Below are 14,242 nucleotides of genomic sequence, written 5' to 3'. Positions count from 1 at the left end.
CGGGCAGCGGCGGCAGACAGACAGACATCAACAGCCTTGCCCGCGCGCTGCGGTCCTGGACGACGCATGGCGTCGCCGGGTCTGCGCCGTGCATCCGGGCGGACGGCAGGCAGATCGGGGTGCAGGATGAAAATCGAGCGGCGCTTTACCACCGAACGCGGCGGAGCCTATGGCGGGATCGCCTTTACCACGACCGCCAGCGAGATCCGCAACCCGGACGGCCAGATCGTCTTTCGCAACGAGGCCGTTGAGGTTCCCGAAGGGTGGAGCCAGGTCGCCTCGGACGTGATCGCCCAGAAGTACTTCCGCAAGGCGGGGGTGCCGGCGCGGCTGAAGCGGGTCAAGGAAAAGGGCGTCCCGGAATTCCTGTGGCGCTCGGTCGCGGACGAGGCGGCCCTGGCCGAATTGCCCGAAGCTCAGCGCCTTGTGGGCGAGACCTCGGCCCGCCAGGTGTTCGACCGTCTGGCAGGCGCCTGGGCCTATTGGAGCTGGAAGGGCGAATATTTCTCGGACGAGGAAAGCGCCCGCGCCTATTACGACGAGATGCGCCACATGCTGGCGCGCCAGATGGGGGCGCCGAACAGTCCGCAATGGTTCAACACCGGGCTGCATTGGGCCTATGGCATCGACGGCCCGTCCCAGGGGCATTTCTATGTCGATTACCGGACCGGCAAGCTGGTGCGGTCGGACAGCGCCTATGAACATCCCCAGCCCCATGCCTGCTTCATCCAGTCGGTCAGCGACGACCTGGTGAACGATGGCGGCATCATGGACCTGTGGGTGCGCGAGGCGCGGCTTTTCAAATACGGCTCGGGAACGGGCACCAATTTTTCGTCCCTTCGAGGGGAGGGCGAGAAACTGTCGGGCGGCGGGAAATCTTCGGGGCTCATGGGCTTCCTGAAGATCGGAGACCGGGCAGCCGGCGCGATCAAATCGGGCGGTACGACCCGACGCGCGGCAAAGATGGTGATCTGCGACATGGATCACCCCGACATCGAGCAGTTCATCAACTGGAAGGTCATCGAGGAACAGAAGGTCGCGTCGCTGGTGGCCGGATCCAAGATGCACGAACGGAAGCTGAACGAGATCTTTGCAGCGATCCGGGAATGGGACGGCAGCACCCAGGATGCCACCGATCCCGCCCTGAACCCCGCCCTGAAGGCGGCGATCCGGGGCGCCAAGCGCAGCATGATCCCCGAAACCTATATCAACCGGGTTCTGCAATATGCTCGGCAGGGCTTTGATTCGATTGAATTCCCGACCTATGACACGGATTGGGATTCGGATGCCTATGCCTCGGTTTCCGGGCAGAACTCGAACAATTCGGTGCGGGTGACGGACGCCTTCCTGCGCGCCGTCCGCGACGACCTGCCGTGGGAGCTGGTCCGCCGCACCGACGGCAGCACCGCCAAGACCGTGCGCGCCCGCGAACTGTGGGACCAGATCGGCCATGCCGCCTGGGCCTGCGCCGATCCCGGCATCCAGTTTCACGACACGGTGAACGCCTGGCACACCTGCCCCGAGGACGGGCCGATCCGTGCCAGCTAACCCGTGCAGCGAATACATGTTCTTGGACGATACCGCCTGCAATCTGGCGTCGATGAACCTGCTGACCTTCTGGGACGGCACCGGCTTTGACGCGGACGCCTATGTCCACGCCACGCGGCTGTGGACCCTGACGCTGGAAATCAGCGTGCTGATGGCGCAGTTCCCTTCGGCCGAGATCGCGCAGCGCAGCCACGACTTCCGCACGCTGGGCCTGGGCTATGCCAACATCGGCGGGCTGCTGATGACGATGGGTCTGGGCTATGATTCCGCCGAAGGCAGGGCGCTGTGCGGCGCGCTGACCGCGATCATGACGGGGGTGGCCTATTCGACCTCGGCCGAAATGGCGGCCGAGCGCGGGCCCTTCCCCGGCTATGCACGGAATGCGGCGGCCATGCTGCGCGTGATCCGCAACCACCGCGCCGCTGCCCATGGCACCGGCGCCTATGACGGGGTGAACGTCCGTCCCGTCGAACTGGACGTCGAGAACTGCCCCGACCCGCGCCTGGTCGCCATGGCCCAGAACGCCTGGGACGAGGCCCTGACCCTGGGCGAGGAGCACGGCTATCGCAACGCCCAGGCGACCGTGATCGCCCCGACCGGCACCATCGGTCTGGTCATGGATTGCGACACCACCGGGATCGAGCCCGATTTCGCGCTGGTCAAGTTCAAGAAGCTGGCGGGCGGCGGCTATTTCAAGATCATCAACCGCTCGGTTCCCGCCGCGCTGCGGACGCGAATGGCCCCTCCACGGGGCGGTTTCTCAGGCTGATGCCGTGGGCCTCGCCAGCCTGGGGAACCAGCCCCATATCAACCACGCCAGCCTGGTCGGCCACGGTTCCGCTGACATCAAAGGTGGCCGGATCGAGGCGGCGCTGGAATCGGCCTTCGACATCCGCTTCATCTTCAACCAGTGGACCCTGGGCGAGGATTTCTGCCGCCAGACCCTGGGCATCCCGGCCGAGAAGCTTCTGGACCCCAGCTTCGACATGCTGCGCCACCTGGGCTTTACCAAGGCCCAGATCGAGGCAGCCAACGACCACGTCTGCGGCACCATGACCCTGGAAGGCGCCCCCCATCTGAAGCCCGAGCATCTGGCCATCTTCGACTGCGCCAATGCCTGCGGCAAGAAGGGCACCCGCTATCTGTCGGTGGAAAGCCACATCCGCATGATGGCGGCGGCGCAGTCCTTCATCTCGGGCGCGATCTCGAAGACGATCAACATGCCCAACAGCGCCACGATTGCCGATGCGCTGGCGGCCTATGAACTGTCCTGGTCGCTGGGGATCAAGGCCAACGCGCTTTACCGCGACGGCTCGAAACTGTCCCAGCCGCTGGCGGCCGCGCTGGTCGAGGGCGATGACGAGGCCGAGGAGGTGCTGGCCAGCGGCACCCCGCAGGAACGCGCCACCGTCATCGCCGAAAAGGTGGTCGAGCGGATCATCGTCAAGGAGGCGGTGCGCAGCCACCGCGAAAAGCTGCCCCAGCGCCGCAAGGGCTATACCCAGAAGGCGATGGTCGGCGGGCACAAGGTCTATCTGCGGACCGGCGAATACGACGACGGCAGCCTGGGCGAGATCTTCATCGACATGCACAAGGAAGGCGCGGGCTTTCGTGCGATGATGAACAATTTCGCCATCGCCGTGTCGGTCGGCCTGCAATACGGCGTGCCGCTGGAGGAGTTCGTGGATGCCTTCACCTTCACCCGGTTCGAGCCGGCGGGGATGGTGCAGGGCAACGACAGCATCAAGAACGCGACCTCGATCCTGGACTATGTCTTCCGCGAACTGGCCGTCAGCTACCTGGACCGCACCGATCTGGCGCATGTCCAGCCGCAAGGCGCGCGGTTCGACGACCTGGGCGGGGGCGAGCGCGAAACCCAGGCCCCTGTCCCGCCGGCCGTCGAAGGCGCCACGCGCTCGCTTGAGATGCTCAAGCAGATCAGCTCGACAGGCTATCTGCGCAAGCGCCTGCCGCAGGATCTGATGGTGCTGCAGGCCGGGGTTTCGACCCTGGCCGTGACACAGGGCGGTGCCGCCGTGGACCTGCGCACCAAGGCCCGCCTGCAGGGATACGAAGGCGACCCTTGCGCCGAATGCGGGAACTATACGCTGGTGCGCAACGGCACCTGCATGAAGTGCAACACCTGCGGCGGCACCAGCGGCTGCAGCTGACCGGGGCATGTCGCGTAACCCATAAATTGGCCATTCTGGAGGGCGAGTTGTCCATTCTCGCCCTTTAAGGTTTGTCCTTTCCGATCTCTCCGGACAAGATTAAAGCGGTTCGGGATTAACCTGCGACATACCCAGCTGCCTGAAGGTAGTTCCAGCACTCAGCGGGCGTGAACAATCCGCCAGATGTCTCGGAGCGCGTTGAACAGTTCTACCCGACCAAAACGGTAACAATCTCCTTTTTTTATTAATAAATCAGCGAACCACGACCTTTTTTGGCTATAATGTTTTTTGCATCCACGACCGTTTTCCGATATCCATGTTTTTGGCGGGCTTTTCGTCTTTCCCGGCAAACATTTATGATCGACGCGATGCCTCACAAGAAACGCGCCCGATTATCATGCCGCCTCGTTTCGGTGTCATGGGCGTGTTGCACGCCCGTCTTTTCGCTGAGGAGTTTTCGGGGGCGCGGCTGGTTGCGGTTTCCGACCCTGACCCGGCGCGGGCAGGCGCATCTGCCTATGGCTTTCGCAGCATTCTTATTGTCTACGTGTCTTGGAAATAGCTTTCCTGACTCCGTCTCATTGATACTTAACCGATTCTTGCCGTCGGCGCTGTGGATCTGCGTCACAGTGGTATTGGTCGCGGCGCGTTCTATGTGACTGGGGAGCTTGTCGTTGGTTTCGCGGCGCCCGCGTCGTCTATTTCGACGAGTCATCTTTAGATGCTGGTGCTTGAGGTGCTTCGCGCCCGCCCCGACGTTGCCGATCGGCCGCCTGCGCGCCCCTGGCGGGACTGGTCCTGGAGTGGTGCGGCACCACATGTTCGACTTCCTGGTCACGCTCGATCCGGCGAGAGGGCGCAGTCGCGGTATGCCGCGCTTGGCACCACCGCCGATGCCTATGACGACTGGCCGAGAGGCCGCGCAGCTCGCCCCGCTTCGCGGCCCGGATCGCCTGATGACGGATCGCGCTTCGACCCGGTCGAGGCGCGCGCGCATGGGCATCCATGCCGGCCCTTGCGGCTGCTGGTCATCGCCTGCGCCACGCTGATGACCGCGGCCGCCGTCGCCATGGCCGGGGTGATCGGCTGGGTCGGGCTGATGGTGCCGCATATGGCGCGGCTCCTGATCGGCCCGGGCTTCGACCGGCTGCTGCCGGCCTCGGTCCTGATCGGGGCGGGCTTCAGGTGCTGGTCGATACCGCTGCCCGCAGCATCGCCCCGATCGAGGTGCCGCTGGGCATCCTGACCGCCGTTGCAGGCGCACCGGTCTTTGTCGGCCTGCTGGCGCGCGGGGCGCGGGGGTGGAGCGAATGACACCGCTGCTCGAGGCGCGTGATCTGGCCGTCGGCCATGGCCGAAAGGCGCTGATCCGCGGGGTTGATTTCCAGGTGCCGCCGGGACGGGTCTTGTGCGTGCTGGGACCGAACGGTGCCGGCAAGACCACGCTTTTCCGCACGCTGCTAGCAGGCCTGATCCCGCCCGTCGCGGGTGCGGTGATGCTGGGCGGAGCCCCGCTTGAGCAATGGTCGCGGCTTTGTCTGGCTGACTGATGCGCAGATCGAGCGGCTTCAGCCCTTCTTTCCCAAGAGCCACGGCAAGCCGCGCGTCGATGACCGGCGGGTGTTGAGCGGCATAATCTTCGTCAATCGCAACGGCTTGCGGTGGCGCGACGCGCCGAAGGAATATGGCCCGCCCAGGACGCTCTACAACCGCTGGAAGCGGTGGAGCGACAATCGGCGCCACCGCTGGCACTCGGAGGGCTTCCATGGCGAGGCCAAGACATGGCATGATCCTCGTCCGTGCGGTGCGCTCGAGAATATGCGCATTCAGGCCTATGCGCATTCAAAAAGGGGGCGCGGACGGCTGATCGGGCGGACCAAGGGCGGTCTGGACTCGAAGCTGCCGACCTGGCGTGATCCCCGAAGGCGCGCATTGGAACGACGTCCGTCCGGGGCACCCCGCGATGTGGGGCGGGCGCTGCTGTCTGCTTTCCTCGCCATCGAGGCCGCGAACCCGGAGCGCCTTCAGGGTGTCTTCGGCAACGCAAACTGGACCGACAAGGCCCAGATGCCCGACAGCACGCTGAAGAACCTGATCGAGCACTTCTCCAGCACGATCGCCTGCGTCACCGGAACGAGAACATGTTCGCACGCCTCAGGATTGGCGGCGGATCGCAAACCGATACGCCGGGACGGGTCTTGTGCGTGCTGGGACCGAACGGTGCCGGCAAGACCACGCTTTTCCGCACGCTGCTAGGGCTGATCCCGCCCGTCGCGGGTGCGGTGATGCTGGGCGGAGCCCCGCTTGAGCAATGGTCGCGGCCCAGGATCGCGGCGCGGCTGGCGCATGTGCCGCAGGCACTGACCAGCCCCTTTGCCTTCACTGCGCTCGACATCGTTCTGATGGGAGCGTCGGCACGGCTTGGACCTTTCGCGCGCCCGGGCAGGGCCGAGACCGCCCGCGCGATGTCCGCGCTCGACCGGCTCGGCATCGCCGGTCTGGCGCCATCCGAGATCTATCGGCTCTCCGGCGGCCAGCGCCAGCTTGTGCTGATCGCCCGCGCCATCGCGCAAGAGGCCTCTGCGCTGATCATGGATGAACCCACGGCCAGCCTCGATTTCGCGAACCGCCGCCAGGTCGGTCGCGCCATCCGCGATCTGGCTCGCGAAGGCTGTGGCATCATCCTGTCCAGCCATGATCCCGACCACGCTGCGGCCCTGGCCGATCAGGTGCTGCTGATGGGACGCGAGGGGGTCCTTGCCAGCGGTCCGGCCAAGGACGCCATGACCGAAGTCAATCTGTCGCGGCTTTATGGGATCGGTATCAAGCGCCAGCTTTCCGCATCCGGGCACCTGCATTTCTACTGACTGCGCCCATCGCGGCACCTTGGCTGGCGAATGCATCGCGCGGCTGCCGGACGCCGAGGGCGACAAGCCCGGACGGCCGCACGTCAAGCCCTGACCTGACGGCCGCCTTCACTTGGGCATTGCCATGGTCCAGACAGGCGAAGGAAGGCTGTACAGGTTTGCGGCCATTCCCAGCCCCATGCGCTTCGGACCATGTCCGCGCGCGCCATGCCTGGCCTGATAGGCGCAAGGTTCATCGACGCTTTTCTCGTCACCCTTCGCATACCCTGGCCAGCTTGCCGTACCCTGTCCCGCCTGCTTGGAAAGGGGGTGCCCTTTTCACAGGCCGGCCTCACGGCCAAGCATTCCGGCCGGTTGACACTTATCATATGAATATATATTCAATCATTGAATCGAAACAGGGCGAACAGCAATGTCAGACTCCTCGCACAAGCATGTCGCCCACACGGCCGATGACGCTTCCGACCTGGGCCGGGACGCCCGCAAGGGCCACGGCCATCATGGGCACGACCACGGCGGCCACGATCATGATCATGATCATGTCCCCACCGTAACCGCGGACAACGAGCGCAAGATCCTCGTGTCCTTCCTGCTGATCTTTTCCTTCATGCTGGTCGAAACGGCCGGCGGCATCATCTCGGGCTCGCTCGCGCTGCTGGCCGACGCGGGGCACATGTTGACCGATGCCATCGCCCTCGGCCTCGCCTATGTCGCCTTCCGCCTGGGCCGTCGTGCCGCAGACGGGCGGCGCACCTTCGGCTACGCCCGCTTCGAGGTGATCGCCGGGCTGATCAATGCGCTGACGCTGTTCGGCATCGTCGGCTGGATCGTCTTCGAAGCAATCGAACGCTTTCGCCAGCCGCAGCCCGTCATGGCCGGTTCGATGTTCGTCGTCGCCGTCATCGGCATGGCGGTGAACCTCTTCGTGCTCTGGTATCTGACGCGCGGCGACTCCGAGCACGTCAACGTCAAGGGGGCCGTTCTTCATGTGATGGGCGACCTGCTGGGATCGGTCGGCGCCATCGTCGCCGCCATCGTGATCTGGTATACGGACTGGACGCCCATCGACCCGATCCTGTCGGTCTTCGTGTCGCTGCTGATCCTGCGCAGCGCCTGGAGCCTTCTGAAGAAGACGCTGCATATCCTTCTGGAAGGGGCGCCGGCCGACGCCGAGCCGGGCAAGATCGCCGGGCACCTGAAAACGTCCGTGGACGGCGTGCGCGCCATCCACCATGTCCATGTCTGGTCGATCACCTCGGGCCGAGTCCTGGCCACGCTTCAGCTTCAGCCCGAACCCGGCGCCGACATTCCCCTGACCGTTCGCCGGGTGGAGCACGAGTTGAAAGAGCGCTTCGGCATCGAACACGCGACCGTCGGCATCGACTGGGACGGGATCAGCACCTGCAGCCTCGACGGGCCGGCGCCGGCCGGTTCCCATCATGGGCACGCCCATTGACAGCCCCGCGGACCCGACCCGACAGCAGCAAAGGATCGTTTCCATGACCCAGGCCGATGCCCTTTCCGCCCAGGAACTGACCATCCTGTCCGAAACCTTTCGCCTGCTGGGGGATTCCAGCAGGCTGAAGATCCTGCTCTCGTGCTCGGCGGGACCGAAGACGGTCACAGAACTGTCCGAGGAACTGGCGCTGTCGCAGTCGCTCGTCAGCCACCACCTGCGCCTGCTGCGCGGTGCACGGCTGGTCAGGGGGGAACGGCAGTCGAAGAACGTCTTCTACGAGATCGCCGACCGGCATGTCAGCGGCATGATCTCGGACATGGTCATCCATATCCGAGAAGACGAGGAGGAATGACCCCGCCCCGTCATCACCCGAGCATGTGCCCCATTGCATGAAAACCGGGGTCCGCCCGGGCGCGATGCTCGTCAGCGGCACCGCGATGCATATGCCTTCCGATCAGTGAGACGGCCGGGGCGTGGTATGGTCCCTCGTCGTCAGTACCGCCACCAGCGTCGCGCCCAGCAGCAGCAGAACCGCGGGCGCAAAGGCGGTGACGCCCAGCCAGCCCAGGATCAGGCCGCCGACGATGCCGCCCCCGGCAATCGCCGCGTTCCAGGCGGTGACCAGCATCGACTGGGCCACATCCACGGCCTCACCCGCCGTCCTGGCCAGCGCCGTCTGGAACAGGGTCGCCGCACCGCCAAAGGCCAGGCCCCAGACCGCCACGGCGATGACGATCAGCAGGGTGCTGCCCTGGCCAACGCCGATCATCAGCGCCGACAGGCCGAACAGCAGGATGCTGGCCAAAGTCAGCGCCTGCAGATGCCGGTCGATCAGCGCGCCGACGATCCAGATCCCCAGCAGCGAGGCGAGGCCGAAGACCAGAAGCATCAGATCCGTCCGCTGATCCATGCCTGCCGCAGCCAGCAGCGGCGCGACATAGGTGTAGAGGATGTTATGCGCCAGCACGAAGCCAAGTACCACGACCAGCACAGGGCGCACTCCGGGCAGGGTAAAGACACGCCCAAGCGGCATCCTTCGCCCCGCGCTTTGTCCGGCGAAATCCGGCAGATCAAGGCGCACCCACAGCATGACGCCCAGGGCAAGCAGGCTCATCAGGCCAAAGCACAGCCTCCAGCCGACCACCGCGCCAAGGAAGGTGCCGGCCGGCACGCCCAGAGACAGCGCCAGCGGTGTTCCCGCCATTGCGATAGCGATCGCCCGGCCACGCTGATGGTCCGGCACCAGCCGCGCGGCATAGCCCGCCAGAAGTGCCCAGAGCAGACCAGCCGACACCCCTGCCAGAAAGCGCGCCGCCATGGTCAGGACATAGCTGCCCGATAATGCAGTGACGGTATTCGACAGCGCGAACCCCGCAAGGGCTGCCAGCAGCAGGGGGCGGCGGCGCAGGCCCTGCGTCGCCGCGGTCAGCGGCATCGCGGCCATCAGCGAACCAAGCGCGTAGATCGTCACGGTCTGGCCGATCCAGGCCTCGGAGACGCCAAGGCCCCGTGCCATCTGCGGCAGAAGCCCGGCTGGCAGGGCTTCGGTCAGGATGGTGATGAAGGCTGCGGCGGCAAGCGCCAGCAGCGCGGAAAGCGGCATTCGGGGCGCCATCACCGCAGATCCTCGGCCGCATAGACGGCATCGCGAAGATCGGTGACGAAACGACCCGACATGCCTTCGTAAAGCGTGTTGGTGAGGGCGACGACGCTGAGGCGGCGCGCCCGGTCCACGAACCAAGAATGCCCATAGGCGCCGCCCCAGCGCCAGGTGCCCGGCGATTCTGGCGACGCGGCCATATCCGGCGCGCGCAGGACCGAAAAGCCCAGCCCGAAACCAAAACCCGGCGCGGTGGGCAGATCCAGCCCGTGGGTCTGGTCCCGCCCCATCTCGGCAATCATTTCGGCAGGCAGAATCGGGGCGCCCCCCTTGCGCAGGGTCTCGAGCAGGCGCAGCAGATCGCCTGCGGTTCCGGCCATGCCCGCGCCGCCCGAGGGGAAGGCCCCCGCATCGAAGATCCGCGCAGGGCTGAAGGGGATGCCGACCGCGCCCTCGAAAGGCGAGACCACCTCGCCCTCGGCCAGAGGGTGCGGGCGGGGGGTGTCGCGACAAGGGGTCGCGACGCGGCCCGGGGCCGGGCGGCAAAGCCGGTGTCGGCCATCCCCAGCGGGCCTGTCACCAGCCGCGCCACCGCCACGTCCAGCGGCACGCCCTCGATCCGCGCGATCAGCCCGCCCAGGACGTCCATGGCAAGCGAATAGCCCCATGCCGTGCCCGGCGTGTAAAGCAGCGGCACACGGGCCAGACGATTCAGGTTCTCGTCCAGGCTGATGCCCGATGCGTCCATGCCGTCCGAAACCCCGGCCCGCGCCAAAGGACCGGTGGTGTCGGCTTCAAGGAAGCGATAACCCAGCCCCGCCGTATGGCTGAGAAGTTGGCGCGGCGTGATCCGCGCGGGCTGGCCGTCGCCAAGGCGGAACTGCAACGCCGGCAGCCACTGCGCGATATCGCCGTCAAGATCCAGCCGTCCCCGCGCCACCAGCACAAGCGCCGCGGTCGAGACGATGGGCTTGCTGACCGATGCCAGCCTGAAAATCGTCTCCATGGTCATCGGGCGACCGGTTTCGCGGTCCGCGCAGCCTGCGGCCTGCTGATGGACGATCCGTCCATCACGCGCGACCAGCACCACCGCGCCGACCAGACGCTCTGCGTCGATGGCATCCTGAACGATGCGCCCGATGCTTGCGTCACAAGCCGCGGGCGGGGTGCCCGCGCGAGAGGAATTTAGCGATATCGTCATTGCAGGCTCTCCGGAGATTTCTGATGCCAGGACGATAGAATTCGCGCTATCACGGAAAAAGACGGGCGCGTTTCCGTGTTATGCGGACTGAACTGTCCGCAATATGAGGCGATGATGGATGGGCTGAGCGGCGTTACGGTCTTTGTTCAGGTTGCCGAAACCCGCAGTTTCGTGGCCGCCGGACGGATGCTTGGGATCTCTGCCTCTGCCATCGGCAAAAGCGTGGCGCGACTGGAGCAGCGCCTTGGCGTGCGGCTGTTCCACCGCAGCACCCGCAGCGTTGCCCTGACTGCAGAGGGCGCGCTGTTTCTCGAACGCTGCCGCCGCATCCTTGCCGAACTCGAGGCGGCCGAACTTGAACTGTCACAGGCCAGCGCCGCGCCGCGTGGGCGGCTGCGCGTCAGCCTGCCGCTGGTCAGCTCGCTTGTCTTGCCGGTGCTGGGCGACTTCATGCAGGCCTATCCCGAGGTCGAGCTGGATCTGGATTTCACCGATCGGATGGTCGACGTGATCGAGGAAGGGTTCGATGCCGTGATCCGCACCGGCGAGCCCGCCGATTCCCGGTTGTCGGCGCGCCGCCTGGGCCGGTTCCGGCGCTATCTGGTCGCCTCGCCGGACTATCTGGCGCGACGCGGTGTGCCGCAGACGCCGGCGGATCTGACCGGCCACAGCTGCCTCCACTATCGCTTCCCGAACAGCGGCAAGCTTGAGACATGGGATATCAGGCGTCATGACGGTGAGCCGGAACTGCACCTGCCGACGTCGATGATCTGCAACAATATCGAGACGCGGATGTGCTTTGCGCTGCAGGGTCTCGGAATTGCCTTCCTTCCCGATTTCGCCATCCACCCGCAACTGGCCGATGGCCGGCTGGTTCCGGTGCTGACCGATCATCTGGAAAGCACAGGGGTGTTCCACGTCCTCTGGCCGGCAAGCAGGCATCCGTCGCCGAAGGTTCGGGCGCTGGTGGATTTCCTTTGCGCGAAGGTTTTCCCGAGAGAGAGCAGAGCCTTTCCCGCGCCCGATCCGCTCGATTGAGACCTGCCCCGTGCGAGAGGGGCCTCGGAGTCCCCGCAGCCCAGCCAACGCTCAGGCCCGATGCCAAAACGGTGGCGGGCGCAGGCGCACCGGCTGGCGCATCGCGGCACATCAGCCGAACATCCTGACGCCGGCGCCCGCGCGATCCCCCCGCGACCCAAGCCGCAAGCTTCATCAAGGTTTTACAGAATGGCTACGCGCCTGTCATGCGGCCGCTGCATCAGTCGCGCCGGAATGACAGGAAAGGGACAGCGCGGCATGACGGGTTTGCGGCTGTCGAACATCGGCAAGAGCTATGGCGAGACCAGGGTTCGTCGGGCATCGACCTTGACATCGCGGCGGGTGAATTCGTCGGCCGTGCTGGGCCCCTCGGGCTGCGGCAAGACCACCCTGCTGCGGCTTGTCGCGGGCTTCGACCGCCCCGATCAGGGCACGATCGCCCTGGGCGACCGGCCGGTGGCGGGCGGAAACGTCATGGTGCCCCCGGAAGCGCGGCATCGGCATTGTGTTCCAGTCCTATGCGCTGTGGCCGAACCGCACCGTGTTCGACAACGTCGGCTATGCGCTGAAGGTCGCGCGCCTGCCCCGGGCGGAACGCGCGGCGCGGGTGGCCCGCGCGCTGGACACCGTCAACCTGACCCCCTTTTCCGGCCGCCGCCCGGCGGATCTGTCGGGCGGGCAACGCCAGCGGGTCGCGCTGGCGCGCTGCCTGGCCGCCGGCTCGAACCTGGTGCTGCTGGACGAGCCGCTGGCCAACCTGGATGTGCATCTGCGCGCCACGATGGAAGAGGAGTTCCGCCGCTTCCACCGCGAAAGCGGGGCGACGCTGGTCTATATCACCCATGACCAATCCGAGGCGATGGCGCTGGCCGACCGCATCGCGGTGATGGACAAGGGCCGCCTGCTGCAATGCGCCAGCCCCCGGCAGCTGTATCGCGAACCCGCCGACGCCACGGTGGCCGCCTTCATCGGGAACGGCCTGGTGCTGGCGGTCGAGAACCTGCGCCCCATGGCGGGCGGCCTTGCCATGGCGGACCTGCTGGGATCGCGCGTCCGGCTGCGCTGCCATGGCGGGGAAACCGCCCGACCCTTCGCCATGGCCTCGACCCATCCCGCCGATATCCAGCCCGCTCATCCGGGCGAGGCCGGCATCCCTGCCCGCGTCATCGCGCGCAGCTATCGCGGCGGCAGCTGGTCCTATGAACTGCGCCCCGAGACGGATCCGTCCCTTCGGCTGCCCATGGTGCTGCCCGACACGGCGGCGGCGCCCGAACCGGGCGCGCGCCTTGACCTGGCCTTCCGCGACCTCTGGGCCATCCCGCCTGCCGGCGTCCCGGGTCCCGGCACGGCACCGACCTCCTCCTCGCATCTTACGGAGCAATTCCAATGCGCCTGACTGCCACCACCCTTGCCCTGATGCTGTCCGCGACCGCGGCCTCGGCGCAGACCACGCTGACGCTCTATACCTCGCAATCGCCGGAAATCGCGCAGCAGACCGTCGATGCCTTCATGGCCAAGCACCCCGACATCACCGTGGAATGGATGCGCAACGGCACCTCGCAGTTGATGAACATCCTGTCCGCCGAACAGCAGGCCGGCGGCATCAAGGCCGATGTGCTGCTGGTCGCCGACAGCATCAACCTGGGCACGCTGAAAAGCCAGGACCTGCTGCTGGCCTGGCCCGAGGCGCCGCTGGAGGGCATCGACCCGCTGATGTATGACGCCGACAAGACCTTCTTCGGCACCAAGATCTCGTCCACCGGCATCGTCTACAACACCCAGATCGCCGAACCCGTCACCGGCTGGGCCGATCTCTTCCAGGACGCCAACGCCGGCCAGATCGTCGCCCCGAGCCCGCTTTATTCCGGCGCGGCCTTGGTCCACATGCATTCGCTGCTGCAGGATCCGACGCAGGGTTGGGCCTATTACGAACGCCTGAACGCGCTTGGCGTGGTCCCCGAGGGCGGCAACGGCCCGGTGCTCAAGGCCGTGGCCGGGGGCCAGGTGAAATACGGGGTCAACATCGACGCGGACGTCCAGCGTGCCAGGAAGGCGGGCTCGCCGGTGGAATTCGTCTATCCGACCGAAGGCGCCACCTTCTTCACCGAGCCGGTGGCGATCCTCGCCAACACCGATCAGGTCGAGGCGGCAAAGACGTTCGTCAGCTTCGTTCTGTCCGAGGATGGCCAGAAGCTGGCTGCCGAACAGGGCTATATCCCGGTCAACCCCAAGGTCGCCTCGCCCGAGGGCATGCCCGCGCTGTCCGAGATCAAGCTGATGCCGCTGGATGCCGACCGCGCGGTGGCCGAGGATGCCGAGGCCCGCGCCAGGTTCACCGAAATCTTCGGCGGCTGACCG

10 protein-coding genes and 5 pseudogenes are annotated in these 14,242 nt (G+C 66.1%); 12 read left to right on the top strand and 3 right to left on the bottom strand.

The genetic code is table 11. From position 1 onward, the window contains the following. Positions 1 to 126: 126 nt before the first annotated feature. The 5 genes and pseudogenes from DPM13_RS16125 (at position 127) to DPM13_RS16100 (ending at position 6,586) form a co-directional block, all read left to right on the top strand. Positions 127 to 3,719: pseudogene (locus tag DPM13_RS16125) on the top strand (vitamin B12-dependent ribonucleotide reductase). A gap of 721 nt (positions 3,720 to 4,440) precedes the next feature. Beyond that, positions 4,441 to 4,965 (top strand): iron chelate uptake ABC transporter family permease subunit, encoded by a 525-nt coding sequence (locus DPM13_RS26240; protein WP_317616332.1) that lies wholly within the window; start codon positions 4,441 to 4,443, stop codon positions 4,963 to 4,965. 64 nt (positions 4,966 to 5,029) lie between these two features. Beyond that, entirely contained in the window at positions 5,030 to 5,269 is a 240-nt protein-coding gene (locus tag DPM13_RS16115; RefSeq protein WP_223252105.1) for an ATP-binding cassette domain-containing protein, read from the top strand. After that, positions 5,235 to 5,451 (top strand): annotated as a pseudogene (locus tag DPM13_RS27405) (transposase); the annotation flags it as partial. The gene DPM13_RS16115 and the pseudogene DPM13_RS27405, both read left to right, overlap by 35 nt. A gap of 472 nt (positions 5,452 to 5,923) precedes the next feature. Beyond that, positions 5,924 to 6,586 carry an ABC transporter ATP-binding protein gene (locus DPM13_RS16100; RefSeq protein ID WP_262983164.1) on the top strand — a complete coding sequence of 221 codons (663 nt, stop codon included), beginning with the start codon at positions 5,924 to 5,926 and terminating at the stop codon, positions 6,584 to 6,586. 415 nt (positions 6,587 to 7,001) lie between these two features. Here DPM13_RS16100 and DPM13_RS25350 read toward each other — a convergent pair whose 3' ends face one another. Beyond that, the gene (locus DPM13_RS25350) at positions 7,002 to 7,127 is read right to left on the bottom strand and encodes a hypothetical protein (RefSeq protein WP_262983163.1); all 126 of its coding nucleotides are present in this window, start codon (positions 7,125 to 7,127) and stop codon (positions 7,002 to 7,004) included. A 39-nt stretch (positions 7,128 to 7,166) separates the two neighbouring features. Between DPM13_RS25350 and DPM13_RS16095 the strand changes: the two genes are divergently transcribed. Continuing rightward, positions 7,167 to 8,042 carry a cation diffusion facilitator family transporter gene (locus DPM13_RS16095; protein WP_262983162.1) on the top strand — a complete coding sequence of 292 codons (876 nt, stop codon included), beginning with the start codon at positions 7,167 to 7,169 and terminating at the stop codon, positions 8,040 to 8,042. Positions 8,043 to 8,085: 43 nt separating this feature from the next. Then, positions 8,086 to 8,397, top strand: a complete 312-nt coding sequence (locus DPM13_RS16090; RefSeq protein WP_051577892.1) for an ArsR/SmtB family transcription factor — start codon at positions 8,086 to 8,088, stop codon at positions 8,395 to 8,397. Between the two features lie 102 nt (positions 8,398 to 8,499). Here the strand turns inward: DPM13_RS16090 and DPM13_RS16085 are convergent, their stop codons facing one another. Further along, positions 8,500 to 9,648 carry an MFS transporter gene (locus DPM13_RS16085; protein ID WP_223252104.1) on the bottom strand — a complete coding sequence of 383 codons (1,149 nt, stop codon included), beginning with the start codon at positions 9,646 to 9,648 and terminating at the stop codon, positions 8,500 to 8,502. Between the two features lie 11 nt (positions 9,649 to 9,659). After that, positions 9,660 to 10,846, bottom strand: a pseudogene (locus DPM13_RS27400) (serine hydrolase domain-containing protein). A 111-nt stretch (positions 10,847 to 10,957) separates the two neighbouring features. On the opposite strand from DPM13_RS27400, the pseudogene DPM13_RS26235 reads away from it, so the two are divergent. The 5 genes and pseudogenes from DPM13_RS26235 to DPM13_RS16065 all read left to right on the top strand — a co-directional run. Then, a pseudogene (locus DPM13_RS26235) lies at positions 10,958 to 11,086 on the top strand (helix-turn-helix domain-containing protein); the annotation flags it as partial. Between the two features lie 195 nt (positions 11,087 to 11,281). Continuing rightward, positions 11,282 to 11,884 carry a LysR substrate-binding domain-containing protein gene (locus DPM13_RS16075; RefSeq protein ID WP_262983360.1) on the top strand — a complete coding sequence of 201 codons (603 nt, stop codon included), beginning with the start codon at positions 11,282 to 11,284 and terminating at the stop codon, positions 11,882 to 11,884. A gap of 60 nt (positions 11,885 to 11,944) precedes the next feature. After that, positions 11,945 to 12,292, top strand: a pseudogene (locus DPM13_RS27395) (hypothetical protein); the annotation flags it as partial. Positions 12,293 to 12,389: 97 nt separating this feature from the next. Next, the gene (locus tag DPM13_RS16070; protein WP_262983161.1) at positions 12,390 to 13,280 is read left to right on the top strand and encodes an ABC transporter ATP-binding protein; all 891 of its coding nucleotides are present in this window, start codon (positions 12,390 to 12,392) and stop codon (positions 13,278 to 13,280) included. Further along, positions 13,271 to 14,239, top strand: coding sequence for an ABC transporter substrate-binding protein (locus DPM13_RS16065; protein ID WP_112888387.1), 969 nt, complete (start codon positions 13,271 to 13,273; stop codon positions 14,237 to 14,239). The genes DPM13_RS16070 and DPM13_RS16065 overlap by 10 nt, the downstream gene beginning before the upstream one ends. The last annotated feature ends 3 nt before the right edge of the window (positions 14,240 to 14,242 follow it).

The sequence above is a fragment of the Paracoccus mutanolyticus genome, from assembly GCF_003285265.1.
GTDB classification, from domain to species: domain Bacteria; phylum Pseudomonadota; class Alphaproteobacteria; order Rhodobacterales; family Rhodobacteraceae; genus Paracoccus; species Paracoccus yeei.
Note: the sequence above shows the minus strand (reverse complement) of the source record. Positions and strands in the feature narration are given on the sequence as shown.